Origin of the sequence: Streptomyces sp. NPDC005728, from assembly GCF_040630895.1 — a bacterium.
Lineage (GTDB): Bacteria > Actinomycetota > Actinomycetes > Streptomycetales > Streptomycetaceae > Streptomyces.
On record NZ_JBEXYL010000015.1, the window covers coordinates 1 to 25,101 of the forward strand.

Here is a 25,101-nt window from a genome sequence, read left to right on the forward strand (position 1 = left end):
AGGGTGTAGTCCCAGGTTTCGGGCATGGGTCAACTCCGTTCAGAGCGAGGGGATTTCGCGGGCGGTGGCATTGCCGCAGCCGTCATGGCAGGACGGCACGGTGCACTTCCGCTGCGTGTGCGTCGCGTCACCGACGGTAGGACCTAAATTTAGGTCCATGCAAGCCGCTGTCGTAATCTTGCCTCCGAACGAGTCACAGCCCCCCGGGAGTTGGGGGTGAGGAGGAATCCGATGGGGCGTCGTCAGCAGCCCACAGCACGTCAGGTGCGTCTGGGCCTTGAACTGCGGAAACTGCGCGAAGCTGCCGGCCTCAAGGCGACCGAGGCGGCAGGCCTGCTCGGCGTGAACTCGGTCCAGATGAGCCAGATCGAGTCGGGGATCTCAGGGGTCAGCGAGCAGCGCGTGCGCCGCCTTGCCGCGAACTACGCCTGCTCCGACGAGAAGCTGATCGATGCCCTGGTGGTCATGGCGACCGACCGCACCCGGGGCTGGTGGGAGGAGTACCAGGGCATCCTTCCTGCCGCATATCAGGACCTGGCCGAGCTGGATCACCACGCGAGGTTCCGCCACGACGTGGCGGTCATCCATGTACCGGGGCTCTTCCAGACGGAGGACTACGCCCGGGCCCTCTTCGCCTACATGAACCCGGAGTTCCCGGACAGCGAGGTGGGACTCCGTGTGGAGCATCGGATGAAGCGGCGGGTCGTCATCGAAGGCCCCGCCCCCATCCCGTACGAGACCGTGATCCACGAGGCGGCGCTTCGTATCAACGTGGCCGGGCGCGCCGCCACCCGGGCTCAACTGACCCGCATCCTGGAAACGTCCGAGGCCGCCCACGTCACGGTTCGGGTCATCCCCTTCGCCCTGGACGACTTCGCAGGAGCCGGAAGCACCATGGTGCACTTGGGTGGAGCCGTCGCGCGTCTGGAAACCGTCGTACGCGATGCTCCACACGGCACCGCCTTTGTCGACTCCGAAGCACAACTGGAACACTTTCGAAAGCTCTTCCGTAAGGTGAAGGAAGAGGCACTCCCCCCGCAGCAGTCACGTGACCTCATCCACCAGTTGGCCAAGGAGCTGTGAGGACCAGCATGATCACCCCCACCCCGTGGAAGAAGTCGTCCTTCTCCGGCGGAGGCGAGGGCAATGACTGCGTCGAAGTCGCGGACCTGGACTCCCACATATCCATACGCGACTCCAAGGCCCCCGCCAGAGCAGTCCTCACCTTCCCGACCGCGGCCTTCACCCCCTTCATCGAAGCCCTGAAGGAGACGTACCGCACCCGCTGAAGCCGCCGTTCTCGCGTCGCATAACATGACCAGACAAGCCAAGTTGCCTCAGACGGCCATAAGTTGAAAAGGGCAAACATGTCGTTCGGTCCGTCACCCGCAGGGTTCGGGCCTGCGACGCCGCCAACCTGGACTCCGCCTGCCTGGACGCCGCCGACGGAGATCGAGCAGGCGCTCTTCGAGGCCAAGTCGCGTGAGGACTGGACGGCGTACTTCGAGACCCTTGCACGGCATCACCTCTACTACGAGATACGGCGCGAGAAGTCGGATGCCGACCCGAGCAAGGTCCATCCCCTCTTCGGGCACGATCCTCGGGTTGCCGGCGGCCGAATCTGGGCCGTGTACACCGAGGGAATGCTGCCCGCGCCGGAGCCGCACCGCGTGTTCGACCGGAAGTCGCTCGGGTGGTTCGCCCGGGGGTGGGAGCCCACGGACCCTCCGTGGATCGTGGTCAATCCCGGCAGCCCCTGCGAGGCCTTCCTCCCGTCCGCGCCGCCGCACTCCGGGGCCTGGGGCCAGCACTCCGAACGGCTCGGTGTGCCCTCGTGCAGTCCGGGGCTGCGCGCCCTCCGGGTCGGTGGGCCGCTGCAAGGACCCGTGGCCCATGGACTGGCCTGTGGTGCTCTGCTCTTCGTGAAGTGCGGGCACTCCTGGAACGCCATGGCGCATCACGGCCACGGGTACCCCAAGGAGCGCGAGCTGCTCAGGGAGTGGTGGGGTGTCACCAGTCGCGAGGGGTGGCAGGAGCAGCAACGCGCCCTGCTCGATCCCGACGGCGGCAACCCCGTGTGGGAGTTCGCTCTCGGGCTGCGCCGGACCATCGCGCGTGACTTCGGCGGGCACGTCGACACCGCCTACTGGCGTGACGCGGTCGCCCGGGTGCTGCGCGGCAACGCGGGCGGCGAGACCGTCATCACCCCGGACGGGGTCACCACCACCCCCACCGTCCCCGAGGCGGAGACCGAGGCACGCATCAAAGGCGTCCAGGCTCTCGTCGGGCGCATCACCCGCTACGAGGCGCGTTTCCGGGCCGACGGCATCCTCGACGGGAACCGGTTCGTCAGCTCCGTGGACGCCTGGAACTTCGGGCGGGCGTCGGGCATGGCCCGCTGGGGGCTGGGCGCCCGGTTCTGCTCGCTGCAGGAGGCCGAGTCCGCCGTGGTCGAGGCCGGGCGTGCCGCCGCGCGGTCGTACAAGTCCTGGCAGGACTTCGCCGCCGGGTACATTCTCGGGCGCTGTCTGCACTTCGATGACGAAGAGTTCGGCTCGTGGTACACGGACATGGTCGACGTGCACCGGATTCTGATGTCCGATCCCGGCAGCCCCTGGCTCAACGTCTCCTTTCGGTGATCCATCCGATTACATTCATTAAATATGTAATTGAGACCAGTTTGCCCTAATGATCGTGATCCGGGACCATCCCTGCCATGGCAACCCTCTGCCGCCCTGCCGTCGCGGTTCCCGAGCACGTTCTGACCCTGGCCGAGACCCTGGAGCTGGCCCGCACCCTCCATCCGGACCACCCCCAACTGGCCCTCGCCACCCGCCTGATCGAGAACACCGGGGTCCGCAAACGGCACCTCGTACAGCCCGTCGAGGAGACCCTGCGGCATCCCGGGTTCGAGGCCCGCAACAAGGTCTACGAGGCCGAGGCCAGGCGACGCGTGCCGGCCGTCGTACAACAGGCCCTGGAGCACGCCGAGTTAGCTCCGCACGACATCGACATGATCGTGTACGTCTCGTGCACCGGGTTCCTGATGCCCTCGCTGACCGCCTGGCTCATCAACAGCATGGGCTTCAGGCCCGACACCCGGCAGCTGCCCATCGCGCAGCTCGGCTGCGCGGCCGGTGGCAGCGCCATCAACCGGGCGCACGACTTCTGCACCGCCCGCCCCGCGGCCAACGTCCTCGTCGTCGCCTGTGAGTTCTGCTCGCTGTCCTACCAGCCCACCGACCTGAGCGTGGGCAGCCTGCTGTCCAACGGCCTGTTCGGTGACGCGGTGGCGGCGGCGGTGGTGCGCGGCGACGGTGGCACCGGGATCCGGCTGGAACGCAACGCCTCGCATCTCGTACCGGGCACCGAGGACTGGATCGCCTACAGCGTCCGCGCCACCGGCTTCCACTTCCTGCTGGACAAACGTGTTCCGGGCACCATGGAGCCACTCGCTCCGGTCCTCGCCCAACTCGCCGACCGGCACGGCTGGAACGCCTCGGACCTCGACTTCTATCTCGTCCATGCCGGGGGCCCACGCATCCTCGACGACCTGTGCACCCACCTGGGGGTGGCGCCGCACGTCTTCCGCTTCAGCCGGGCCACGCTCACCGAGTACGGGAACGTCGCGAGCGTGGTCGTCCTGGACGCCCTCGCCCGGTTCTTCGACGAGGGCGGTGCGGTGGAGGGCGCCAAGGGGCTGATCGCCGGGTTCGGGCCCGGCATCACCGCAGAGATCGCCCTCGGCCGCTGGACCGGTGCCGGCTCCGCGCCCCGTCGGCGGACCACCACCGTCATCGGCCGCCAGCGTTCCGCCGTCGCCGGGCTCGACCGGGCCCACTGAGGGTCGCTCACCTGCCCTGCGACACCCGTTCCCGACACGCCGACACGCCGACACGCCGGCCCCCTACATCTCGGCATCCCCTATTCCTCCGACATCCGCAGGACGGACCGCCCTTGATCAGTACAGCGAGCACGCCACCCGTCCACTTCTGGACCCCGCCGGACCTTCCCGGTCTCGACTTCGACCCCCTGCTGGCCCGGCTGCTGCACGAGGAACCGGTGGCCCGCATCCGGTTGCCGAACGGCGAGGGGCACGCCTGGCTGGTGACCCGGTACGAGGACGTCAGGTTCGTCTCCACGGACCCGAGGTTCAGCCGGAAGGCCGTCGTCGGTCGCTCCGTCACCCGGCTCGCCCCGCACTTCATCCCGCTGGACGAAGCGATCGGGCTCGCCGATCCCCCCGACCACACACGGATGCGCCGGGTCGTGGCGGGCGCCTTCACCGCCCGCAGCATGAACCGTCTGCGCGACCACGCCCAGCAGGTCATGGGCGAGCTGCTCGACCGGATGGAGCGGCACGGCCCGCCCGTGGACCTCGTCGCACACCTCAACCGGCCCTTCCCGCTGGCAATGGTGAGCACCCTGACGGGCGTGCCCGAGGAGGACCGGGCGCAGATGGCCCGCTGGTCCGACGCCATCATCTCCGCCACGGCCGGGCGGGCGGCGAGCGAGCGGGCGAAGGGGGAGATCGCCGACTACTTCACGGCGTTGCTCCGGGAGCGCGCCGCCGGCCCCCGGGTCCCCGCACAGGTCCGTCCGGACGGCGCAGCCCGCCCGGACGACCTGGCCGGCGTCCTCGCCGAGGGCGTGGAGGCGGGCGCGCTCAGCCTGGACGAGGCCGTCGCCCTTGCGGTGCTGGTGCAGATCAGCGGCGCCCACGCCGTGCGCAACAACAGCGCCAACATGGTCTACGCGCTGCTCACTCACCCTGCCCACCTCGCCCGGCTGCGCGCCGAACCCGCGCTGGTCCCGCGGGCCGTCGAGGAGCTGCTGCGCTACATCCCCCACCGCAACGCCGTCGGTCTCTCCCGTATCGCTCTTCAGGACGTGGCGGTGGGCGGGGTGACCATTCCCCGGGACGACGCGGTGTACGTCTCGTACCTCACCGCCAACCGGGATCCCGCGGTGTTCGCCGACCCGGACGGGCTCGACTTCGACCGGGCCGGCCCGGCGCACGTCGCGTTCGGCCACGGGCCGCACTACTGTCCTGGCGCCGCGCTGGCCCGGATGGAGTCCGAACTCGTCGTCACCTCGCTCTGGGACCGCTTCCCCACCCTTCGGCTCGACGTGCCCGAGGAGAGGCTGCGCTGGCAGCGGCGTGCGCTGATCCGCGGGCCGGAGGAGCTGCCGGTGCGGTGGTGAGAGGGGGGTGAAGGGGGTGCGGGGGGTGAGTGAGACGCACGAAGAGTCGTACAGAGGAGAACGGGAGACAGCATGACGATGGCGCGGCCCACCCAGGGTCTGGTGATCCCGCCCGGTGCCGGGCGCACCGTCTCGACCGCCGCCCAGCAGGTGACCTTCAAGGTCACGGGAGCCCACTCCCGCGTGGCGTCGACCTTCGAGGTCGTCGTACCACCCGGCTTCGACGTGGGGGCGCACACCCACACCCGGGGCGAGGAACTGTTCTACGTGATCGAGGGCGAGCTGGACGTCATGGCCTTCGAGCCCAGGGTGCGCACCTGTGACGGCTGGCGGGACTGGGAGTCGGCCACGGGCGAGCGCCCGGTCCGCGCAACCCCGGGGACGCTGATCCTCGTTCCGCCCGGCTGCCCGCACGCCTTCGCCAACCTCACCGGCAGTCCGGTCCGGATGCTGTTCCAGTCCGCCCCGCCACCCGCTCACGAGCGGTACTTCGAGGAGTTGCTGGAACTGCTGAACTCCCCGGGCGGGCCCGCCCCCGAGGCGGTCGGGGAACTGCGTTCGCGGTACGACATCCAGCAGCTGACGCCGCTGCGGCATGCGCCGGCGGCCGCGGCGAGGGCGGTGGACGGATGACCGGGTCGACGAGCCGGGGAGGCGAGGGTGTGACCGAGGCCGCCGCCGTCCCTGCCGGGCGTCGCCCCGAGTCGTCCTCCGTCGTGCACCACTGGCCGGTGGACCACCTCGACGGCCTCGACGTCGACCCGCTGCTGCGCCGGCTGGTGCGGGACGAGCCCGTGGCGCGGGTGCGTATGCGCTACGGCGAGGGCGACGCGTGGCTCGTGACGTCGTACGAGCACGTCAAGAAGGTCACCGCCGATCCGCGCTTCAGCCGCGCGCTCACCGTCGGCCGGCCGGTGACGAGCATGACGCCGCACACGGTGGCCCCGGCCGGCGGCATCGGCAGGACGGATCCGCCCGACCACACCCGCCTCAGGCGGCTGGTCTCCCGGTCCTTCGACCGCAGGCGGGCGGCGCTGCTGCGGGTGGACGCCGAGGGCACCGCCGACCGCCTGGTCGCCGCCATGACCGCCCTGGGGCCGCCCGCCGACCTGACCGAAGCGCTGACCGGGCCGATGCCGGAGCGGTTGATCGGCACGCTGCTGGGGCTGCCCGCCACCGACTTCGCGCGGATCCAGGCCTGGCGCCGTGTCCTGCTCTCCAGCGACCGCTCGCTGCGGGAGAGCGACGCCGTGAAGGCCGAGATCGCGGTGTACTTCCGTGAACTCGCCGACCTGCGGAGCCGGGAGCCGCGCGACGACCTGTTCAGCGACCTGGTCGCCGCGCGGACGGCCGGGACGCTGAGCGGCCCCGAGCTGATCTCGCTGACCCTGATGGTGGTGCTGAACACGCTCGACCAGGTGCTCAACCAGGCCGCCACGATGGTCTACACCCTGCTCGTGCACCCGGCGGAACTCGCCCGGCTGCGGGCCGATCCCGTGCTGCTGCCCGGGGCGGTCGAGGAACTGCTGCGGTTCGTCCCGCAGCGCAACGGTGTGGGCCTGCCCCGGATCGCCGTGACGGACGTACCGGTGGGCGAGGTCCTGATCAGGGCCGGAGAAGCCGTCCACGTCTCCTACCTGGCCGCCAACCGCGATCCCCGCGTCTTCACCGACCCCGACCGCCTCGACCTGACCCGGAACGAGGCTCCGCACCTGGCCTTCGGGTCGGGCACGCACTACTGCCTGGGCGCGGCACTCGCCAGGATGCAGTGCGAGGTGATCCTCTCGACCCTGCTGCGCGAGCTTCCGGGCCTCCGGCTCGCCGGCGCACCGCAGGAGGTTCGCTGGCGGAGGGGCACCGTCAACCGAGGGCCCGAGGCCCTTCCGGTGTGCTGGTGACGCCGTCGACTTTCAGCCGGAGCCCGGGGGCGCCTTGGCGCGCTCTTGACCTGATCATGCCAACCCCTCACCATGAGCGCCAACCCCGCACAGCGGGCCCACAGCACCACGCACGACGGGTCCGCACCTGCACGTCGCACTGACGCACCCCCCAGCTCCACTCCCCACATCCGGCGACCCCGGAATTCCTGGAGACCCAAGGAGAGTTCATGCGACTCCGCATCCGCGCCTCCGGCGCGCGCGGCGGCAGGCGTACCGCGGCGCTCGGCGCGCTGCTGGCCCTCGCCCTCGCCGCCCCCGTGTCGGCCACCGCCACGCACGCCACCGCCGACAGTGCCCGGAAGGCCCCCTCCTCCGGCGAGGACGTCCGGCAGTACGAGATCCATCAGAGCACCACCCCCGTGACCCGTACGGCCATCCAGGCCACCGGCGTCACCGTCGACGAGGCCGACGAGGAGACCGTCGTCGTCTCCGGGCGGGCCGAACAGATCAGGAAGCTACGTCGACTCGGCTACGACGTCAGCCCGTTGGGCGCGGCACCGCAGCGGTCCGAAGCCCGGCTCTACGACTTCCCCAGCGCCGACTCGAAGTACCACAACTACGCCGAGGCGAACACCGAGATCGACCAGCGGCTCGCCGCCTACCCGGGCATCATGAGCAAGCGGGTCATCGGGAAGTCGTACCAGGGGCGGGACATCGTCGCCATCAAGGTGAGCGACAACGTGGGCACCGACGAGAACGAGCCCGAGGTGTTGTTCACCTTCCATCAGCATGCGCGCGAGCATCTGACCGTCGAGATGGCCCTGTATCTGCTGCGGGAGCTGGGCGCCGGATACGGGAGTGACTCGCGGATCACCAACCTCGTCAACAGCCGGGAGATATGGATCGTCCCGGATCTGAACCCGGATGGGGGCGAGTACGACATCGCCACCGGGTCGTACCGGTCGTGGCGGAAGAACCGGCAGCCCAACACAGGGTCGTCGTACGTCGGGACCGACCTCAACCGGAACTGGAACTACAAGTGGGGCTGCTGCGGCGGCTCGTCGGGCTCGACCTCGTCCGAGACCTACCGCGGTGCCGCCGCCGAGTCAGCGCCCGAGGTGAAGGTCGTCGCCGACTTCGTACGGAGCCGGGTCGTCGGGGGCAAGCAGCAGATCAAGGCCGGGATCGACTTCCACACCTACAGCGAGCTGGTGTTGTGGCCGTTCGGGTACACGTACGCGGACACGGCGACCGGGATGACCGCGGACGACGCCGCCACGTTCAAGGCCGTGGGACAGAAGATGGCCGCGAGCAACGGGTACACGCCCGAGCAGTCGAGTGATCTGTACATCACCGACGGGTCGATCGACGACTATCTGTGGGGTACACAGAAGATCTTCGACTACACCTTCGAGATGTACCCGACGTCCAGCTCGGGGGGCGGGTTCTACCCGCCCGACGAGGTCATCGAGCGGGAGACGTCCCGGAACAAGGATGCGGTGCTGCAGCTGCTGGAGAACGCGGACTGCATGTACCGGGCGATCGGGAAGGCCGCCCAGTACTGCAGCTAGGCCTCCTCGAAGTACGCGTCCAGTACCGCGTCCAGCTCCGACTCCCACTCCTTGAAGCGCGCCCTGGCCGCCGCCTCGATCTCGATCGGGAACCAGCGGCGGTCAGGGGTGTGCACCGTGATGGTGAAACGCTTGCCGAAGCGGGGGGACTCGGTCTCGACCGCGGCGATCTCGTCCCAGCGGAACTCGCAGTTCTCCTCGTCCAGGCTGAGCCGGACCCCGCGGTGGTCGGCGACGAACTTGGCGCGGCGGTCGGCGGCTTCGAAGACGGGGCCGTCCTCGGGCGCCGCCTCCTCTTCCTCCGGCTCTGCCGGTTCGTCGGGCGCCTTTGCCTCCGGCTCCTCGGCAGGTTCCGGTGCCGGCTCCGCCTCGGCCGTCGGCTTCGCGTCCTCCGGCTCGGCCTGCGCGGGCGCGGTGAGCCCGGGGATGAAGGCCGGGTCGAATCCGGCGCCCTTGACGGGCTCGCCCTCCAGGGGCTTGCTGCTCGATCCTATGCGCTGCTCCACGGCGGAAGTATGGACGACATACCTGTGCCGGAACCAGTCGGACCGTCCGACACATTGGTTGAGCCTGGTCACGCGTTCCACTTCTCGACACGGCCGACGCACTCCCGCCCCCTTCCTTGCCCGCACCTAGACGAACAGGCTCACCACGCCGGCCATCACGAACCCCGCCACCGACAGCACGGACTCCAGCACCGTCCAGGTCCGCAGCGTGTCCCGTTCGCTGATGCCGAAGTACTTGGCGACCATCCAGAAGCCTCCGTCGTTGACGTGGGAGGCGAAGATGGAGCCGGCCGAGATGGCCATGATGACCAGGGCGACGAACGCCTGGGAGTGGTCGCCCTCGGCGAGGAGCGGGGCGACGATGCCGGCCGTGGTCACGATCGCGACCGTGGCCGAGCCCTGGGCGACGCGCAGCACCAGCGAGATCAGATACGCCAGCACGATCACCGGCAGGCCGACGCCGTTGAAGGTGTCGGAGAGGGCCTGCGCGACGCCGCTCGCCTTGAGGATCGCGCCGAAGACACCGCCCGCGCCGACCACCAGCAGGATGTTGCCGACCGGCTTGAGGGACGAGGTCGACACCGCTTCGAGGGACTTGCGGGACCAGCCGCGCCGGATGCCGAGCAGGTAGTAGGCGAGCAGCAGGGCGAGGGTGAGGGCGACGAACGGGCTGCCGAAGAACTCGATCACCGAGCGGCCGGTGGAGGGATCGAGCGCGATCGAGGAGAAGGTCGCGGCGAGGATGAGGACGAGCGGCGTACCGATGATGGTGAGGACCGTGCCGAGCGGCACCGGCTTCTCCTGCGGCGGGACCCCGGCCCCCCGCTGCTCCTCCACGACCGCCCTCTTGGCCTCCTCCGCGGCCTCCACCATGTCCTGCGGTACGGCGACGAAGATCCGCTTGCCGATCCAGGCGGAGAACGCCCAGGCGGCCAGGACGGCGGGGATCCCGCAGACGATGCCCATGAGGATGACCCAGCCGAGCTGGACGTGCAGGAGACCGGCGGCGGCCACCGGGCCCGGGTGCGGGGGCAGGAAGGCGTGGGTCATGGACAGGCCCGCGAGCAGGGGCAGGCAGTAGAGCAGGATCGACTTGCCGGAGCGCTTGGCGGCCGCGTAGACGAGGGGCGCGAGGACGAAGATGCCGACGTCGAAGAAGACCGGGATGCCGAAGATCAGGCCGGTCAGGCCCATGGCCAGGGGTGCGCGCCGCTCGCCGAAGAGGCCCAGCAGACGGGACGCCAGCACCTCTGCCCCGCCGCTGACTTCGAGGATCGCACCGAGCATCGTGCCCAGCCCGATGATGATCGCGACGTGGCCGAGGATGCCGCCCATGCCGGTCTCGATGGTGGAGACGGCGTCGGAGCGCTGGACGGTGCCGAAGAGTTCGGTGACCGAGAGGCCGCCGAGGAGGCCGACGGTTATCGAGACGGCGAGCAGGGCGACGAAGGGCTGCAGACGGACCTTGATGATCAGGAAGAGCAGCAGGGCTATGCCGACGGCGGCGACGGTGAGCAGTCCCGCGGTGCCGTCGACGAGCAGGAGCAGGCCTCCGGTGTGGGGTGGGGCGGCGGGGGCGGTTGTGGCGAGGGGAAAGGACATTCGGGGGGTCCTCTTCGTAAAGGCATGGTTCCGGGGGGTCTGGGGGGTGTCCCCCCCCCAGAGGGCACAGCCGGGCAGGGGAGATCGCGGCACGGCACCCGGGGTGGGCGCCGTGCCGTGCGGACGTGCGGGAGGAGGGAGTCGAGCTGCCGTCAGCTCAGGACGGCGAGAGCGTCGATCTCGATGAGGAGTCCGGCCGGCAGACCGACGTAGACCGTGGTCCGGGCGGCGGGCGGCTGGGTGAGGCCCTGCTCCTCGAAGTAGGTGTTGTAGATCTCGTTCATCTCGGCGAAGTGGTCGACGTCGGTGAGATAGACGCGGATCATCATCACGTCGTCCCAGCTCGCGCCGCCCTCTTCGAGGATCGCCTTGACGTTGGCGAGGGTCTGGAGGGTCTGCTCGCGCAGGGTGGGACCGGCCGGCGTCGGGGGCTTGCCCTCCTCGGCGGGCAGGAAGCCGACCTGGCCGGCGACCTGGAGGATGTTGCCCTTCTTCACGCCGTGGGAGAACTTCGCGGGCGGGGTGGTGTGCGTCTTCGGGGTGAGCGCGATCTTCTCGGTCATTCGGGGGTGCCCTTCACTGGCGTTCTTCCGGAGTACTCGCCGCTGATCGCGTCCGCGGTACGGCGCACCTGCGGGAGCAGGGTGAGGAGTGCTTCGGCGGTGACGACGACGTTCGGCGCGGACACCGACATCGCGGCGACCACCCGGCCGTCGGCGCCGCGGATGGGGGCCGCGACACAGTTGATGGACTCCTCGTGGCCACCGAGGTCGGTGGCCCAGCCCTGTTCGCGCACCTGCTCCAACTCCCGCAGGAACGCGGTGGCGTTGGGGGTGGAACGGGCCGTGTACAGGGGGTAGTCGAGCTTCTCCGCGAGGGCTCGGCGCTCGGGTTCGGGCAGGTCGGCCAGGAGCAGCTTGGCGACGGCGGCGACCGTGATGGCGACGGGCTTGCCGATCCGCGAGTACATGCGGACCGGGTACCGGCTCTCGACCTTGTCGATGTAGAGCACCTCGTTCTCCTCGTACACGGCGAGGTGCACGGTGTGGCCGCAACTCTCGTTGAGGCGGACGAGGTGGGGGTGGGCGATCTCGCGGATGTCGAGGTTCTCCATCGCCTCCTGAGCGAGGGAGAAGAGCCGGGCACCGAGGCGGTAGCGCTGGTCGGACTGCCGGTAGACCAGGCCGTGCTCGTGCAGGGTGCGCAGGAGTCGCAGGGCCGTGGACTTGTGGACGCCGAGGCGGTCGGCGACCTGGCCCAGGTCGGCGGGGCCCTCGGCGAGCAGCGGCAGGATGCTCAGGGCGCGGTCGACGGTCTGACTCATGGGGTGTTCGCCTCCTCCGGGGCCTGCTCGGCTTGCGTCCAGCCGGGGCCGAGTCGAAGTCTCCCCCATGCCTCGTCGTCCAGGGCGGCCAGACGGTCGGCGTGGCTGCGGGCGGGAGGGGTGGCGAGGTCGCCGGGCGTGGTGAGCGCCGCCGCGGCCATGAGGTGTCCGTGCCGGATGCGCTCGCGCCGGGGCAGTCCGCGCAGGGTGGCGGAGAGGAAGCCGGCGGCGAAGGCGTCGCCGGCTCCGACATGGGCGATGACGTCCACGGTCGGTGGACGGACGAGGGTCGCGGTGCCGTCGGCGTCGTCCAGCCCTGCGGTGTCGCTGTCGAACGCGGTCGCTCCGCCCCTGCCGTGCTTGACGACCACGGTCCGCGGCTCGGGCAGCGCATCGAGGATGGCCCGGCCGCCGTGCAGCCCCCACGCCTGACGTGCCTCGTCGTCGCCCACGAACACGATGTCGGCGCGCCGCGCCAGCTCCAGCAGCACTCGTGACCCGTCCGCGTCCGGCCAGAGTGCGGGACGGTAGTTGACGTCGAAGGAGACGAGCGGACGGCCGGGCCGGGGTGCCGTCAGTTCGTGCATCAGGGCCAGGCAGTCGTCGGAGAGGGCCGCCGTGATGCCCGACAGGTGCAGGATGCGTCCCGCCCGCACCGCCGTCAGGTCGACGTTGTCGACGGCCATCGCGGAGGCGGCCGATCCCGCCCGGTAGTACGCCACCTCGTGTGCGTCGGTGGCGCGGTCGGCCGCCGTGCGGAAGTAGATGCCCGTCGGCCGGGCCGCGTCCCGCCGTACCCGGGCGACGTCGACGCCGTAGCCCCCGACCGTCTCGACCAGGTGGTCGCCGAACCCGTCGGCCCCCACCCGGCTCACCCAGCGCGTGGAGTGGCCGGCGGCCGCCAGCATGCACGCCACGTTGGACTCCGCGCCGCCGATGGTCCGCTCGAAGGAGGGGACGTCGGCGAGGCGGCCCGGGCGGGTGGGGAGGAAGGTGACCATGGACTCGCCGAGCGCGACGACATCCACGACGTCGGGGGCGGCGCTGGAGTGTCCGTCGGCGGTCACGATGGGGAGGCTCCTCGTCGGTCCTGGGGTCGGTGGCGGCTTCGTTGACCCCGTGTTGGCCGAGATGTTAGACAGCAGTAAGCGATATACGCAATGGATGTTGCAGAGTATGCAATGCAGCAGATCAGGAGGGTCCTATGGTCCGTGACACCGGCACCGAAGCGCTTGCCCACCTCGCCGAGGAGCGGGTCGACCACCGCTTCAAGGGCCTCCCGACGGACGCCGTGGGCCTGACCGTCGCCGAGCTGGCCGCCCAGCGCCGCAACCTCTTCACCGACGGCTTCACCACGCCCGTGCTCGCGCTCTCCGCCGAGCGCCTGGAGCACAACCTGCAGCTCATGGAGACCTACGCGACCCGGCACGGCCTCGCCTTCGCCCCGCACGGCAAGACCTCCATGGCCCCCCAGCTCTTCCGGCGCCAGATCGAGCACGGGGCATGGGGCATCACGCTCGCGGTGCCGCACCAGGTCTGGGTGGCCCGGGCGTTCGGGATCGAGCGGATCTTCCTGGCCAACGAACTCGTGGACCCGGCCGCCCTGCACCGTGTCGCCGCCGACCTGGCGGCCGACCCCGACTTCCGGTTCGTCTGCTACGTGGACTCCGTGCGCGGGGTCGAGCTGATGGACGCGGCGCTGCGCGGCGCCGCCCGCCCGGTGGACGTCGTGGTGGAGCTGGCGGCGGGCGAGGGCGCCCGCACCGGCGTGCGCACGGAGGCGGAGTGCGCCGCGGTCGCCGACGCCGTGGCCGCCGTACCGACCCTGCGTCTGGTCGGGGTCGCGGGCTACGAGGGCGAGGTCCCGCAGGCCGATCCGGAGCGGGTGACGGCCTATCTGCGGCGGCTCACGGCGCTGGCCGCCGACTTCGACAAGGGCGGCCGGTTCGCCGCGACGGACGAGATCGTGGTGAGCGCGGGCGGCAGCGCGTGGTTCGACGCGGTGGCCGACGTGTTCGCGGAGCTTCCCGAACTCTCCTTGCCGGTCCTGAAGTTGCTGCGTTCCGGCGCGTACGTCTCGCACGACGACGGGCACTACCGCAGGCTCACCCCGTTCGCCCGCGTCCCCGAGGAGGGCGCCCTGGAGCCCGCCTTCCGCCTGTGGGCGCAGGTCGTCTCCCGCCCGACGCCCGAGCAGGCCTTCGCCAACGCGGGCAAGCGCGACGCGGCCTACGACCTGGATCTCCCCGACGCCCAGGTGATCCGCCGGGACGGCACCGAACGCGCGGCCGCGGGCGTCTCGGTGACCGGCCTGTCCGACCAGCACGCCTGGCTGCGCACGACGGCGGAGGCGGACCTGGAGGTGGGTGACTGGATCGGCCTCGGCCTGTCCCACCCCTGCACGTCCTTCGACAAGTGGCAGCTGATCCCGGTGGCCGAGGCCGACGGAACGGTCGTCGACTACATCCGTACGTTCTTCTAGGGGGCGCCGTGGAGGAGCTGGTCATCCGGGACGCGGACGTCGTCGACGGCAGCGGCGCGGACTCCTACCGCGCCGATGTCGTGGTCGACGGCGGCCGCATCGTCTCGATCGTCAAGGAGGCCGCGGCGGCGGGCTGCCAGCGGCCCGGGGCGCGGCGCGAGCTGGACGCGGAGGGACTGGTCCTCTCCCCCGGCTTCATCGACATGCACGCGCACTCCGACCTGGCCCTGCTGCGCGACCCGGACCACAGCGCGAAGGCCGCGCAGGGGGTCACGCTCGAGGTCGTCGGCCAGGACGGTCTGTCGTACGCGCCGGTGGACGAACGCACCCTGGAGGAGGTCCGGCGGGCGATCACCGGCTGGAACGGGTACGGCGACGACGTCGACATCGACTGGCGGACGGTCGGCGAGTACCTCGACCGCCTGGACCGGGGCATCGCCGTCAACGCCGCCTACCTGATCCCCCAGGGCACGGTCCGCGCGCTCGCCGTCGGCTGGGAGGACCGGCCGGCCGCGCCCGCCGAGCTGGAGCGGATGCGGCAGCTGGTCGCCGAGGGCCTGGAGCAGGGCGCGGTCGGCCTGTCCTCGGGACTCACGTACACGCCGGGGATGTACGCCGGGGACGCCGAACTGACCGAGCTGTGCCGGGTGGTGGCACGGTACGGCGGCTACTACTGCCCGCACCACCGCTCCTACGGCGCCGGCGCCCTGGAGGCCTACGCCGATATGGTCGCGCTGACCCGGGAGGCGGGCTGTCCGCTGCACCTGGCCCACGCGACGATGAACTTCGGGGTGAACAAGGGCCGGGCCCCGGAGCTGCTGGCCCTGCTCGACGAGGCCCTGGACGCCGGCGCGGACATCACGCTGGACACCTACCCCTACACCCCGGGCTCCACCACCCTGGCCGCGCTGCTGCCGAGCTGGGCGAGCGAGGGTGGCCCGGAGCAGGTGCTGGCCCGGCTCGCCGACCCGGCGACGGCCGCACGGATCCGGCACGACCTGGAGGTGACCGGCTCGGACGGCTGTCACGGGGTGCCCGTGGAGTGGGAGACGATCGAGATCTCCGGCGTGACGGCCCCGGGACTCGCGGACCATGTCGGCCGCACCGTCCGGGAGTCGGCGCGGCTGCGCGGCGAGAGCCCCTGGACGACGGCCCGTCGCCTGCTGGTCGAGGACCGGCTCGGTACGACGATCCTCCAGCACGTCGGCCACGAGGAGAACGTCCGCACGGTCATGCGGCACCGCGCCCACACCGGCGGCTCCGACGGCATCCTGCAGGGCGCCAAGCCGCACCCGCGGGCCTACGGCACCTTCCCCCGCTATCTCGGCCACTACGTCCGGGAGCTGGGCGTGCTGACGCTGGAGGAGTGCGTCGCGCACCTCACGGCGCGGCCCGCGGCCCGGCTGCGCCTGCCGGACCGCGGGCTGGTGCGCGAGGGGTACCGGGCCGACCTGGTGCTCTTCGACCCGGACACGGTCGCACCCGGCGCCACCTTCGCCGAGCCCCGCACGCTCCCGACCGGGATCCCGTACGTGCTGATCGACGGCAGGTTCGTCATCGAGGACGGGCGCCGGACGGACGTACTGGCGGGCCGGGCGGTCCGCCGGACACCGGTGTGACCGCCCGGGCGCGGGCTACGGCTTGGGCAGGGTGCAGCCGGAGGCGCTGAGGTTGAGCTTGTTGCCGGTCGTGAAGCAGGCCGGGATCTGGTAGGTCTCCTCGGCGTAGTTGATGCCCTGGCGGACGGTGACGTTGCCGCTCTCGTCCACCTCGCACGGGTTGTTCTCGGTGCAGCGCTCGCCGTCCTCGTTGCCCGTGTTGTTGACGGCGACGACGTTACCGGTGGCCGTGTCGATCACCGGGGAGCCGGAGGTGCCGCCGATGGTGTTGCAGGCGGAGGTGTAGCGCAGCGAGTCCTTCCAGGTCCAGTCGCCCTCCTTCAGGCGGTACACGAACCCGTCGGCGTTGCAGCTGTAGATCCGCTTCCAGTAGCCGGAGACGACCTTGATGGCGCTGCCGGCGGTCGGGTGCGTGTTCTGCACGGTGAGCGGGCTGATGCCGTACGAGCTCTTGATCGCCGCGTACGTGGTGGTCAGCCGGTAGATCGTGACGTCCGTGTCCGTCATGGTCGAGTAGACGACCTGGTTGGCGCGGAGCGTGGCGACCCTGCTGCCGGAGGAGTTCAGCAGACCGAAGGTACGGCTGGAGGACTGGCCGGTGATGACCTCGCCCGGCTCCGGGAAGCCGGTCTCCAGGCAGTGGCCGTTGGTCATCACGAGCGCCGGGTCGCTGTCCGCGGAGTTCGGGAAGCGGACGACCGAGCCGGAGCAGTTGCTGAGCGAGACGGTCCCGGCGAAGTTGACGGTCACCGCCTTGGCCGCCTTGGTCTGCGGTGCGGCGACCGCGGGGGTCGCACCGAGCCCGGCGATCGCCAGGGCGGAGAGCGCGGCCAGGAGAGGCTTGTTCATGTGGGGGTCCCCTCTTACGACTTGGGCGACCGGAGTTCATCCGGCCGCCCCTCGTTTGTCATGCGCATTGTCAATGCAGGAGGGGGGTGGGAACAAGGAGCCGGCTCAGGTCATAGGGGTTTCCCTGTGCGGAACGACCGCCTTCGGCTTCGTGACGACGGCACCGAACAGCGCCAGTCCCTTGACGACGACACGCGGGGCACCCGGCCGTCCCGGCCCGCGGGCGCCGCGCCTTTTGAACACGCCGAACAGGGCGAAGCCCCTGACCTCGACGTCGATGTCGTCCGGGACGACGATCCCGGTGCCGCCCCACAGGGCCACGGCCCGGATCACGGTCTCCCGGGCGGTGAAGCGAGCCTCGCTCAGGTCGAGCCGGCCGCCGCCCCACATCGACCAGGCGGTGAACCTGGCCGGAACCACCCACTCGCCGTCCCGCCGGAACCCGCCGAACAGGCCCAACGCGAAACGTGATGTGGGCGCTCGGTCCACCACCAGCGCGTCCCTGGGCCCGGGCTCGGGCAGTCCCCTTCCGGCGGCCTGCAGCTCGACCGGCGTCCGGGCGTCGTAGACCTCGGTGAGCCGGCCGTCCAACTCGGCCAGGTCCAGGCGCCCGTCCGCCACGGCAACCCGCACCCGCTCGGCAACGCGCTCACGGTCCGCGTCGGAGGCGAGCACGTCGGGGTCGGGAGCGGCAGAGGAAGACGTCTGCTTCTCGAGGGGAGAAGGGCGGGACGGTTCGGACATGGGGGCAACTCTCGCATGCCGCAACTCGGATGCCCACCATGAGGTCGACTGCCTTGCTGTGGAAGGCAGTTGCCGCGAAGGCGGCACCGACCGCGGAGCGGTGGGCCCGCGCCGGTCCGCCGTTCAGTGGGGCCATTTCGTGCCGTGGCCGTGACCTCTGCCGGGTCCGCGGGAGACGGACGTCGTCGGGCCCGGCCTGGTTGTGGTGGCGAGCGTGGCGGACGCCGTGGTGGCCGGGGCCGAGGCCGTGGCCCCCGAGGTGCCGCTCGTTCCGCCGGTCGTGTCGCCCCGGGATGCGCCGGCCGTCGGTGAGGACGCCGTACGGGACGACGGGGCCGCGGCGGGCGGGTCGGCGGCGGTCGGAGCCGCCGTGGTCGAGGCGGTGGTGTCCGCGGTGTCGGGTTCCCCGGCGATGCCACGGCCGCCGTCCGCGGGACGGGAGCCGCCGGAGGAGCCCGAGCCGCCCGCCAGCGCGGCGATCACCGCGACGGCACCGGCCGCACCGAGGACCCCGGCGACGACCGCCCCCCGCCGGCGGCCGCTCTGCTTCCGCCGACGCCGGAGATCGGCCCGGCCGCGGACCTCGGCGGACCGGCGCGGACCGGCAGGATCACTGGGCCCACTCGGCTCGGGCGGCGGCGGCACCGGGGGCAGCTCACGGGTCTCGTCGTAGGCGTTCTGCCAGCCGTGGGCGGCGGCGGGATCGACGTACTCCTCGTACGACGGGGCCGGGGCCGTCTGCAGGTGGTAGACGTTCGGCAGGACGCCCGGCTCGCCGGCCGGTCCCTACGCGCCGTCCGCCCCCGCCTCGTGCTCGCGCTCGGTGGACATGACGGCGGATTCTAGAGATGCAGGCGACTCCTGAGACAGCTACCGGCGATAACAGCGCAAATCTCCGTGTCTCACGTGGTGGAAAACACGGCCCGTGGCGCGTTACCGGGCCGTAAGCTCACGGACATGCAGGTGATCCAGTCGACCAAGCTCGCCAACGTCTGTTACGAGATCCGGGGTCCGGTTCTCGAGGAGGCGATGCGCCTCGAAGCAGCAGGTCACCGCATCCTGAAGCTCAACACCGGAAACCCGGCCGCCTTCGGCTTCGAGTGCCCGCCGGAGATCCTCGAGGACATCCTCCGCAACGTCTCCACCGCGCACGGCTACGGCGACGCGAAGGGCCTGCTGGCCGCCCGCCGCGCGGTCGTCATGCACAACCAGACCCTCGGTATCGAGACGGACGTCGAGCACGTCTTCATCGGCAACGGCGTGTCCGAGCTGATCGTGATGGCGATGCAGGGCCTGCTGGACGACGGCGACGAGGTCCTCGTACCGGCCCCGGACTACCCGCTGTGGACGGCGGCCGTCTCCCTGTCCGGCGGCACGGCGGTGCACTACCGCTGCGACGAGCAGTCCGACTGGATGCCCGACCTCGCCGACGTCGAGCGCAAGGTCACCGACCGCACCAAGGCGATCGTCATCATCAACCCGAACAACCCCACGGGCGCGGTCTACGACGAGGCGATGCTCAAGGGGCTGACCGACATCGCCCGCCGGCACAACCTGCTGGTCTGCTCCGACGAGATCTACGACAAGATCCTCTACGACGGCGCCACGCACACCCCGACCGCGAAGGTCGCCCCCGATCTGCTCACCCTCACCTTCAACGGCATGTCCAAGGCCTACCGGGTGGCCGGCTACCGCGTCGGCTGGATGTCGATCTCCGGCCCGCGCGCGCACGCCGACTCCTACATCGAAGGCCTGACGATCCTGGCGAACATGCGGCTGTGCGCCAACATGCCGGGCCAGCACGGGGTGGTCGCCGCGCTCAGCGGACGCCAGTCGATCAACGACCTGGTGCTGCCGGGCGGGCGGCTGAAGGAGCAGATGGACGTGGCCTACGAACTGCTCACCCAGATCCCGGGTGTGAGCTGCGTACGCCCCAAGGGCGCGCTGTATCTCTTCCCGCGTCTCGATCCCCAGGTCTTCAAGATCAAGGACGACCGGCAGATGGTGCTGGACCTGCTGCGCCAGGAGAAGATCATGGTCGTCCAGGGCACCGGCTTCAACTGGCCCGAACCGGACCACTTCCGTGTGGTCACGCTGCCGACCGCCGGCGACCTGAGGGACGCGGTGACCCGGATCGGGAACTTCCTGGACGGATACGGCCAGCTGTAGCGGACGGAGACCGGCGGACCGCGATCCGTGACATGACTCAACTTTAGACCGAATCTAAGCTAGGATGGCTTCCTGTCAGAGCACAGGAGGCCATCCCCATGTACGAACCGATCCGCACCAAGTCGGTCCACAGCACGATGGCCGGCACCCCTTCCGACTTTCCGCACCGCTCGCGCGAGGAGGAGCTGGACATCCAGCTCGCCGGACACCTCGCCGCGCTGCTCGCCGTCACGGACGAGCTGCGTACCCTGACGCCGTCCGCCGACCTGGAGGCGGCCGCCGAGCGGCTCGCCGGCCAGGTGGCCCGGCTCCGCGGCGAGCGCACCCCGCTGCGGACGGCGCCGTCCGCCACCGGTGCGCCCGAGATCCTGCACCGGCGGGCGCACGCCCTGGCGGGCCGCGCCCTCGTGGTCGCGGCCTCCCGGGCGGACACCGCGGCGGCCATCCTCGCGGCCGAACGGATGGACGCGCACACCGCCGCCCTCTCCGAGCCGAAGGAACTCAGCCCGGCCCGCTGACCCCGCCCGGGGTCCCCCGAACGGCCCCGGTCCGCGCGCACCCGCAGCGACGCGCGGACCGGGTTGCCACACACCCTCCGCCGGAGGACCCGGCTCCGGTTGCATACCGGGATAGGCCGGTCACCTCTCGTTCATCTCCCCAGGTGGGGAACTTGGGGTTCCGCGAGCACGCTCCCCCGCGTGAGACGTATCGCGGGAATAGTCCTCGCGGTCCTGCTGATCGGCGGCGTGGTGGCTGCCGTCGTCGCGGGGCGGCACGGTGAGGACACGGGCACGGCAACGAAGACCGTGCGGGGAGTGATCGGATCGGAGAAGGCGGACTTCTTCGCCGATCCCGACGTGGTGAAGGCCCTCGCCGCCAAGGGCTACACCGTGAAGACGGAGGCGTCCGGGTCCTGGGCCATGGAGGGCCTGGACCTCAAGGGGTACGACTTCGCCTTCCCGTCCAGCCAGGCGCCCGCCGACCAGCTGGCCGCCAAGTACCACGTGCAGGAGCCGCTGCCCCGGCCGTTCCACTCGCCCCTCGTCGTCGTGGCCCACCGCAGCGCCGCAGACGTGCTGGCCGCGGGCGGCCTCGCCAGGCTCGACGGGAAGAGCCGGGGCACGCTGACGATGGGCGCCTATCTCGACGCCGCCCGGCACGGCCGCACCTGGCAGCAGCTCAAGGGAGCCTCCGGCCACGGCGAGTTGACCGGCACGCTCTACATCGCGAGCACCGACCCGGAGACCTCCAACTCCGGCGCTCTGTATCTCGCCGCCGCCTCCTACGTCGCGAACGGCGGCAAGGTCGCCGCGGGCCGGGCCGACGTCGACCGCACCGCACCCCTGCTGCACCAGCTGGTCAGCGTCCAGGGCGCCCAGCAGTCCAGCTCGGACGCGGTCTTCCGGGACTTCATCAGCGGCGCCGGCAACCCGCTGGTGCTCGTGTACGAGTCGCAGGTCGCCTCACTGCTCGCCGAACAGCAGCCCAGCTCGGACGCCGACGACCTCGTGGTGCTCTACCCGGACACCACGGTCAACAGCGACCACACCGTCGTACCGCTCGACGCGAACGGGCGCGCGCTCGGGGAACTCCTCAGCACCGACCCGACCTTGCGCAAGCTCGCCGTACGGCACGGATTCCGGCCGCAGGGCGACGCCGCCGAGTTCGTCGCGGCCACCGCGGACCGCACCGCCTACCTCAACCAGAAGCTGACCGGCGTCCGGCAGGCGCCCGTGCCCACCTCCGCGGTGCTGCACGAGATGGCCCGCCGGGCGCGCGGATGACGGGGGGATCGTCACATGACCGGCAGTGAAGCAGAGTTCACCCTCACCCCGCCCGAGGCCGTCACGCCCGTGCCGCGGGAGAAGGCCGGCGGGCTCGTGCCCGTCGAGGACAGCGTCCGTACGGACATGGCGCGCAAGGCCGCCGCCTACGTCGAGGGGCTCGCCCTGCTCGACGCCCGCTCGCCCGAGTTCGCGGGCAAGGTCGGGGAGATCACCGCCCTCGGCTCCGGCGAGATGCGCACCGCCACCGCCCAGTCCAACCGCATGCTGGAGCGAGCCGTGCGCAGCCTGCTCGACAAGGGCGGGGACACCCAGTCGAAGGTCGCCGGCTCGCTGGTGGAGCTGCGCCGGGTCGTGGAGGACCTGGACCCGCGCGACCTGCCCGCGAGCAAGGGCCGCAGATTCCTCTCCAAGCTGCCCGGCGGCAACAGGCTGCGCGACCACGTCGCCAAGTACGCCTCCGCACAGGGCACCCTCAACAAGATCGTGGGCTCGCTGCGCGGCGGACAGGACGAACTGCGCCGGGACAACGCCGCGTTGCAGACCGAGCGGGTCCGGCTGTGGGAGACCATGGGCAAGCTCCAGGAGTACGTCGTCCTTACCCAGGCCCTCGACACGGCCGTCGAGGAGCACATCGGCGGGGTCGAGGCGGGCGATCCCGAGGCCGCCGACACCCTCCGCGCCGACGTGCTCTTCCCGGTCCGGCAGAAGCACCAGGACCTGCTCACCCAGCTCGCGGTGTGCGCACAGGGCTACCTCGCCATGGACGTCGTACGCCGCAACAACGACGAGCTGATCAAGGGGGTCGACCGGGCCGCCACGACCACCGTGTCGGCCCTGCGCATCTCGGTGATGCTGGCCTCCGCCCTCGACAACCAGAAGAAGGTCGTCGAGCAGGTCAACGCGCTGCGCGGTACCACCGAGGACCTCATCCGGGCCAACGCGGACATGCTCACCACGCAGAGCGGGGAGATCCAGCGCATCGCCGCCGACCCGGCCGTCGGGGCGGAGACGCTGCGCTCGGCATTCCAGCAGATCTACCGCACCCTCGACGCCATCGACACCTACAAGGTGCAGGCCACCGAGGTGATGGCGTCCACGGTCCGGTCCCTGACGGACGAGCTGGAGAACGCGAGCACGTACCTGGAGCGCAGCCGGTCGCAGGGCGCACTGGAGGGCGGCCTCGCATGACGAGACGCGCACTGGTCCTCGTCGCGGCAACGGCCGCTCTCCTGACCGCCTGCACGGCCGGGAGATACGGCGACGGCACCGACGACTCCACCGCCCCGAAGCCCGGCACGCTCCGGGTCCTCGCCTCCAGCGAACTCAGCGACATGACCGCCGTCTTCGACCGCGTCCGCAAGGACACCGGCGTCACGATCCGCCCCACCTACATGGGCACCCTGGACGCCGTCGACCTGCTCGCCGAGGGCAGGACCGACGGGGCGTACGACGCGCTGTGGCTGTCCTCGGACGACTACCTGCGGCTGCGCCCGGACGCGGCGAAGAAGGTGCTCTCCGAGACACCGGTCATGTCCAGCCCGGTCGCCGTCGGCGTGAAGACGGCGACCGTCCAGGCCCTCGGCTGGAAGCCCGAGCAGGTCACCTGGTCGCAGATCGAGCAGGCCGTGCAGGACGGGAAGCTGACCTACGGCATGACCGACCCGGCCCGCTCCAACTCCGGTTTCTCCACCCTCGTCTCGGTCGCCTCGGCCCTGTCCGGAGCCCAGTCCGCGCTGACGGACGCGGACGTCGCCAAGGCCACGCCCAGGCTGAAGGAGTTCTTCAAGGGCCAGAAGCTGACCTCGGGTTCGTCCGGCTGGCTGGCGACGGCCTACAAGCGGCGCGGCACCGTCGACGCCCTGCTCAACTACGAGTCCGTCCTCAAGGGCATCCCGGGCCTGACCGTGATCCGTCCCCGCGACGGCGTCGTCACCGCCGACTACCCGCTGTCCTCGCTCACCGCGAGCGACGCCCGTACCCGCGAGGACGTCCGCAAGGTGGCCGAGGACCTGCACACCGACGCCGTGCAGGAGCTCATCACGGACACCACCCACCGCCGCCCGGTCGTCGCCTCGGTGGCGCCCGGGTCCGGCCTGGACACGAGCCGCCGGCGCGAACTGCCGTTCCCCGGCAGCCGTTCCGTCGCCGACGGGCTCCTCGACTCCTACGAGAACGAGCTGCGCCGCCCCTCCCGCACGGTGTACGTCCTCGACACCTCCGGCTCGATGGAGGGCGACCGGCTGGCGGCGCTGAAGAAGGCGCTCACCGGGCTCACCGGAGACTTCCGGGACCGCGAGGAGGTCACGCTGATGCCGTTCGGCTCGGACGTGAAGAGCGTACGGACGCACGTCGTGGACCCCGCGGACCCGAAGGCCGGCCTGGACGCCGTCCGCCGGGACACCGACGCTCTCGACGCCGACGGCAACACCGCGATCTACACCTCGCTGGAGAAGGCCTACGACCACCTCGGCGCCGACCGTGACACGTTCACCTCGATCGTGCTGATGACCGACGGCGAGAACACCACCGGCGCGAAGGCCGGGGACTTCGACGGCTTCTACCACCGACTCACCGGCGCCCGGCGGGACATCCCCGTCTTCCCGATCCTCTTCGGCGACTCCGACCGCTCCGAACTGGCCCACATCGCCGACCTGACCGGCGGCCGCCTCTTCGACGCCCGGCAGGGCTCGCTGGACGGCGCCTTCGAGGAGATCCGTGGCTACCAGTAAGGTCCTCGGCTATCTCGAGTCCCGCAAGAACCTGACGGGGGGCGCCTGCGGTCTGCTCGGCCTGGTGCTGACCTTCACCGGGGTCGCCGGCCCGTACTGGCCCGTCGTGGTGGCCGGGCTCTACGGCGCGGGCGCGCTGATCGCCCCGCCGGAGCGGCCGGCACCGCCCACGTTCCCGGATCCGTCGGCGCAGCTGGACGCGGTGCGCGAGGACTTCGCGAAGCTCGGCGGGTATCTCGCCGATGTCGATCTGCCGCCCGCCCTCGGCACCCGGCTCACCGAACTGACCGGCCTGCTGGCCGCGCTGCTGGAGCCGGGCTGGGTCGCGGAGGTGCTCGCCCAGGCCCCGGAGGGCGTGCACACCCTGTCCCGGGCCGTGCGGCAGGACGTCCCCGAGGCCGTCGACACCTTCGTACGGACCCGGTGGTGGACCCGGCTGACCCCGGGCACCGAACCGCCCGAGCACCATCTGGAGCGGCAGCTCACCGTGCTGCACGAGGAGGCCGAGCGCCTGGCGTCGGTCCTGCGGGACGCGGAGGCCCGGCGGCAGGAGTCGCACACCCGCTATCTGGAGGACCGCTCGCAGTGACCGGCCCACGGACGAGGCCGGCCTCCTGTGCACAGGAGGCCGGCC

24 protein-coding genes are annotated in these 25,101 nt (G+C 71.0%); 16 read left to right on the top strand and 8 right to left on the bottom strand.

Going from position 1 to position 25,101, the window contains the following annotated elements:
• Nucleotides 1-231 precede the first annotated feature (231 nt).
• From ABZ471_RS13035 to ABZ471_RS13070, 8 genes are all read left to right on the top strand, one after another.
• Complete coding sequence (locus ABZ471_RS13035) at nt 232-1,083, top strand: helix-turn-helix transcriptional regulator (protein WP_359065581.1); 852 nt, start codon at nt 232-234, stop codon at nt 1,081-1,083.
• Nucleotides 1,084-1,091: 8 nt separating this feature from the next.
• Nucleotides 1,092-1,289: a DUF397 domain-containing protein gene (locus tag ABZ471_RS13040; protein WP_359065583.1), complete on the top strand. Its 198-nt coding sequence runs from the start codon at nt 1,092-1,094 to the stop codon at nt 1,287-1,289.
• Nucleotides 1,290-1,367: 78 nt separating this feature from the next.
• Nucleotides 1,368-2,639, top strand: coding sequence for a DUF1266 domain-containing protein (locus ABZ471_RS13045; RefSeq protein ID WP_359065585.1), 1,272 nt, complete (start codon nt 1,368-1,370; stop codon nt 2,637-2,639).
• A gap of 77 nt (nt 2,640-2,716) precedes the next feature.
• A complete protein-coding gene (locus ABZ471_RS13050; protein ID WP_359065587.1) occupies nt 2,717-3,844 on the top strand; it encodes a type III polyketide synthase in 1,128 nt (375 codons plus the stop codon).
• 113 nt (nt 3,845-3,957) lie between these two features.
• Nucleotides 3,958-5,205 (top strand): cytochrome P450, encoded by a 1,248-nt coding sequence (locus tag ABZ471_RS13055; RefSeq protein ID WP_359065589.1) that lies wholly within the window; start codon nt 3,958-3,960, stop codon nt 5,203-5,205.
• A gap of 72 nt (nt 5,206-5,277) precedes the next feature.
• Nucleotides 5,278-5,838, top strand: coding sequence for a cupin domain-containing protein (locus tag ABZ471_RS13060; RefSeq protein ID WP_359065591.1), 561 nt, complete (start codon nt 5,278-5,280; stop codon nt 5,836-5,838).
• Nucleotides 5,839-5,867: 29 nt separating this feature from the next.
• Nucleotides 5,868-7,103, top strand: a complete 1,236-nt coding sequence (locus ABZ471_RS13065) for a cytochrome P450 (RefSeq protein WP_359065593.1) — start codon at nt 5,868-5,870, stop codon at nt 7,101-7,103.
• A gap of 209 nt (nt 7,104-7,312) precedes the next feature.
• Nucleotides 7,313-8,656, top strand: a complete 1,344-nt coding sequence (locus ABZ471_RS13070; protein WP_359065596.1) for a M14 family metallopeptidase — start codon at nt 7,313-7,315, stop codon at nt 8,654-8,656.
• On the opposite strand, the gene ABZ471_RS13075 is transcribed toward ABZ471_RS13070, so the two are convergent.
• The 5 genes from ABZ471_RS13075 to ABZ471_RS13095 all read right to left on the bottom strand — a co-directional run bounded on the left by ABZ471_RS13075 (nt 8,653) and on the right by ABZ471_RS13095 (nt 13,155).
• Nucleotides 8,653-9,162 (bottom strand): hypothetical protein, encoded by a 510-nt coding sequence (locus ABZ471_RS13075; protein WP_359065598.1) that lies wholly within the window; start codon nt 9,160-9,162, stop codon nt 8,653-8,655. The two genes, ABZ471_RS13070 and ABZ471_RS13075, sit on opposite strands and share 4 nt — an antisense overlap.
• A gap of 126 nt (nt 9,163-9,288) precedes the next feature.
• On the bottom strand, nt 9,289-10,764 hold the full coding sequence (locus ABZ471_RS13080) for a gluconate:H+ symporter (protein WP_359065600.1): 1,476 nt from the start codon (nt 10,762-10,764) through the stop codon (nt 9,289-9,291).
• 152 nt (nt 10,765-10,916) lie between these two features.
• Nucleotides 10,917-11,327, bottom strand: a complete 411-nt coding sequence (locus ABZ471_RS13085) for a RidA family protein (protein ID WP_359065602.1) — start codon at nt 11,325-11,327, stop codon at nt 10,917-10,919.
• Nucleotides 11,324-12,088: an IclR family transcriptional regulator gene (locus ABZ471_RS13090; protein ID WP_359065604.1), complete on the bottom strand. Its 765-nt coding sequence runs from the start codon at nt 12,086-12,088 to the stop codon at nt 11,324-11,326. The genes ABZ471_RS13085 and ABZ471_RS13090 overlap by 4 nt, the downstream gene beginning before the upstream one ends.
• Nucleotides 12,085-13,155 (bottom strand): sugar kinase, encoded by a 1,071-nt coding sequence (locus tag ABZ471_RS13095; RefSeq protein ID WP_359065606.1) that lies wholly within the window; start codon nt 13,153-13,155, stop codon nt 12,085-12,087. Before ABZ471_RS13095 ends, ABZ471_RS13090 begins: the two co-directional genes overlap by 4 nt.
• Before the next feature lie 137 nt (nt 13,156-13,292).
• Between ABZ471_RS13095 and ABZ471_RS13100 the strand changes: the two genes are divergently transcribed.
• Together ABZ471_RS13100 and ABZ471_RS13105 are read left to right on the top strand one after the other, a co-directional pair.
• Nucleotides 13,293-14,570 (top strand): amino acid deaminase, encoded by a 1,278-nt coding sequence (locus ABZ471_RS13100; RefSeq protein WP_359065608.1) that lies wholly within the window; start codon nt 13,293-13,295, stop codon nt 14,568-14,570.
• An 8-nt stretch (nt 14,571-14,578) separates the two neighbouring features.
• The gene (locus ABZ471_RS13105; RefSeq protein WP_359065610.1) at nt 14,579-16,189 is read left to right on the top strand and encodes a D-aminoacylase; all 1,611 of its coding nucleotides are present in this window, start codon (nt 14,579-14,581) and stop codon (nt 16,187-16,189) included.
• A gap of 15 nt (nt 16,190-16,204) precedes the next feature.
• Here the strand turns inward: ABZ471_RS13105 and ABZ471_RS13110 are convergent, their stop codons facing one another.
• The 3 genes from ABZ471_RS13110 to ABZ471_RS13120 form a co-directional block, all read right to left on the bottom strand.
• Nucleotides 16,205-17,038, bottom strand: coding sequence for a trypsin-like peptidase domain-containing protein (locus tag ABZ471_RS13110; protein WP_359065612.1), 834 nt, complete (start codon nt 17,036-17,038; stop codon nt 16,205-16,207).
• Between the two features lie 105 nt (nt 17,039-17,143).
• Nucleotides 17,144-17,782 carry a DUF1707 domain-containing protein gene (locus tag ABZ471_RS13115; protein ID WP_359065614.1) on the bottom strand — a complete coding sequence of 213 codons (639 nt, stop codon included), beginning with the start codon at nt 17,780-17,782 and terminating at the stop codon, nt 17,144-17,146.
• Nucleotides 17,783-17,905: 123 nt separating this feature from the next.
• The gene (locus ABZ471_RS13120) at nt 17,906-18,427 is read right to left on the bottom strand and encodes a hypothetical protein (RefSeq protein WP_359065616.1); all 522 of its coding nucleotides are present in this window, start codon (nt 18,425-18,427) and stop codon (nt 17,906-17,908) included.
• Between the two features lie 312 nt (nt 18,428-18,739).
• On the opposite strand from ABZ471_RS13120, the gene ABZ471_RS13125 reads away from it, so the two are divergent.
• The 6 genes from ABZ471_RS13125 to ABZ471_RS13150 all read left to right on the top strand — a co-directional run bounded on the left by ABZ471_RS13125 (nt 18,740) and on the right by ABZ471_RS13150 (nt 25,056).
• Nucleotides 18,740-19,951 (top strand): pyridoxal phosphate-dependent aminotransferase, encoded by a 1,212-nt coding sequence (locus tag ABZ471_RS13125; protein WP_359065618.1) that lies wholly within the window; start codon nt 18,740-18,742, stop codon nt 19,949-19,951.
• A gap of 98 nt (nt 19,952-20,049) precedes the next feature.
• Complete coding sequence (locus tag ABZ471_RS13130) at nt 20,050-20,469, top strand: hypothetical protein (protein WP_359065620.1); 420 nt, start codon at nt 20,050-20,052, stop codon at nt 20,467-20,469.
• A 180-nt stretch (nt 20,470-20,649) separates the two neighbouring features.
• Nucleotides 20,650-21,735, top strand: a complete 1,086-nt coding sequence (locus ABZ471_RS13135) for a substrate-binding domain-containing protein (RefSeq protein WP_359065622.1) — start codon at nt 20,650-20,652, stop codon at nt 21,733-21,735.
• A 15-nt stretch (nt 21,736-21,750) separates the two neighbouring features.
• The gene (locus ABZ471_RS13140; RefSeq protein WP_359065624.1) at nt 21,751-22,926 is read left to right on the top strand and encodes a toxic anion resistance protein; all 1,176 of its coding nucleotides are present in this window, start codon (nt 21,751-21,753) and stop codon (nt 22,924-22,926) included.
• Complete coding sequence (locus ABZ471_RS13145; protein WP_359065626.1) at nt 22,923-24,467, top strand: substrate-binding domain-containing protein; 1,545 nt, start codon at nt 22,923-22,925, stop codon at nt 24,465-24,467. The genes ABZ471_RS13140 and ABZ471_RS13145 overlap by 4 nt, the downstream gene beginning before the upstream one ends.
• On the top strand, nt 24,454-25,056 hold the full coding sequence (locus ABZ471_RS13150; protein WP_359065628.1) for a hypothetical protein: 603 nt from the start codon (nt 24,454-24,456) through the stop codon (nt 25,054-25,056). The genes ABZ471_RS13145 and ABZ471_RS13150 overlap by 14 nt, the downstream gene beginning before the upstream one ends.
• The last annotated feature ends 45 nt before the right edge of the window (nt 25,057-25,101 follow it).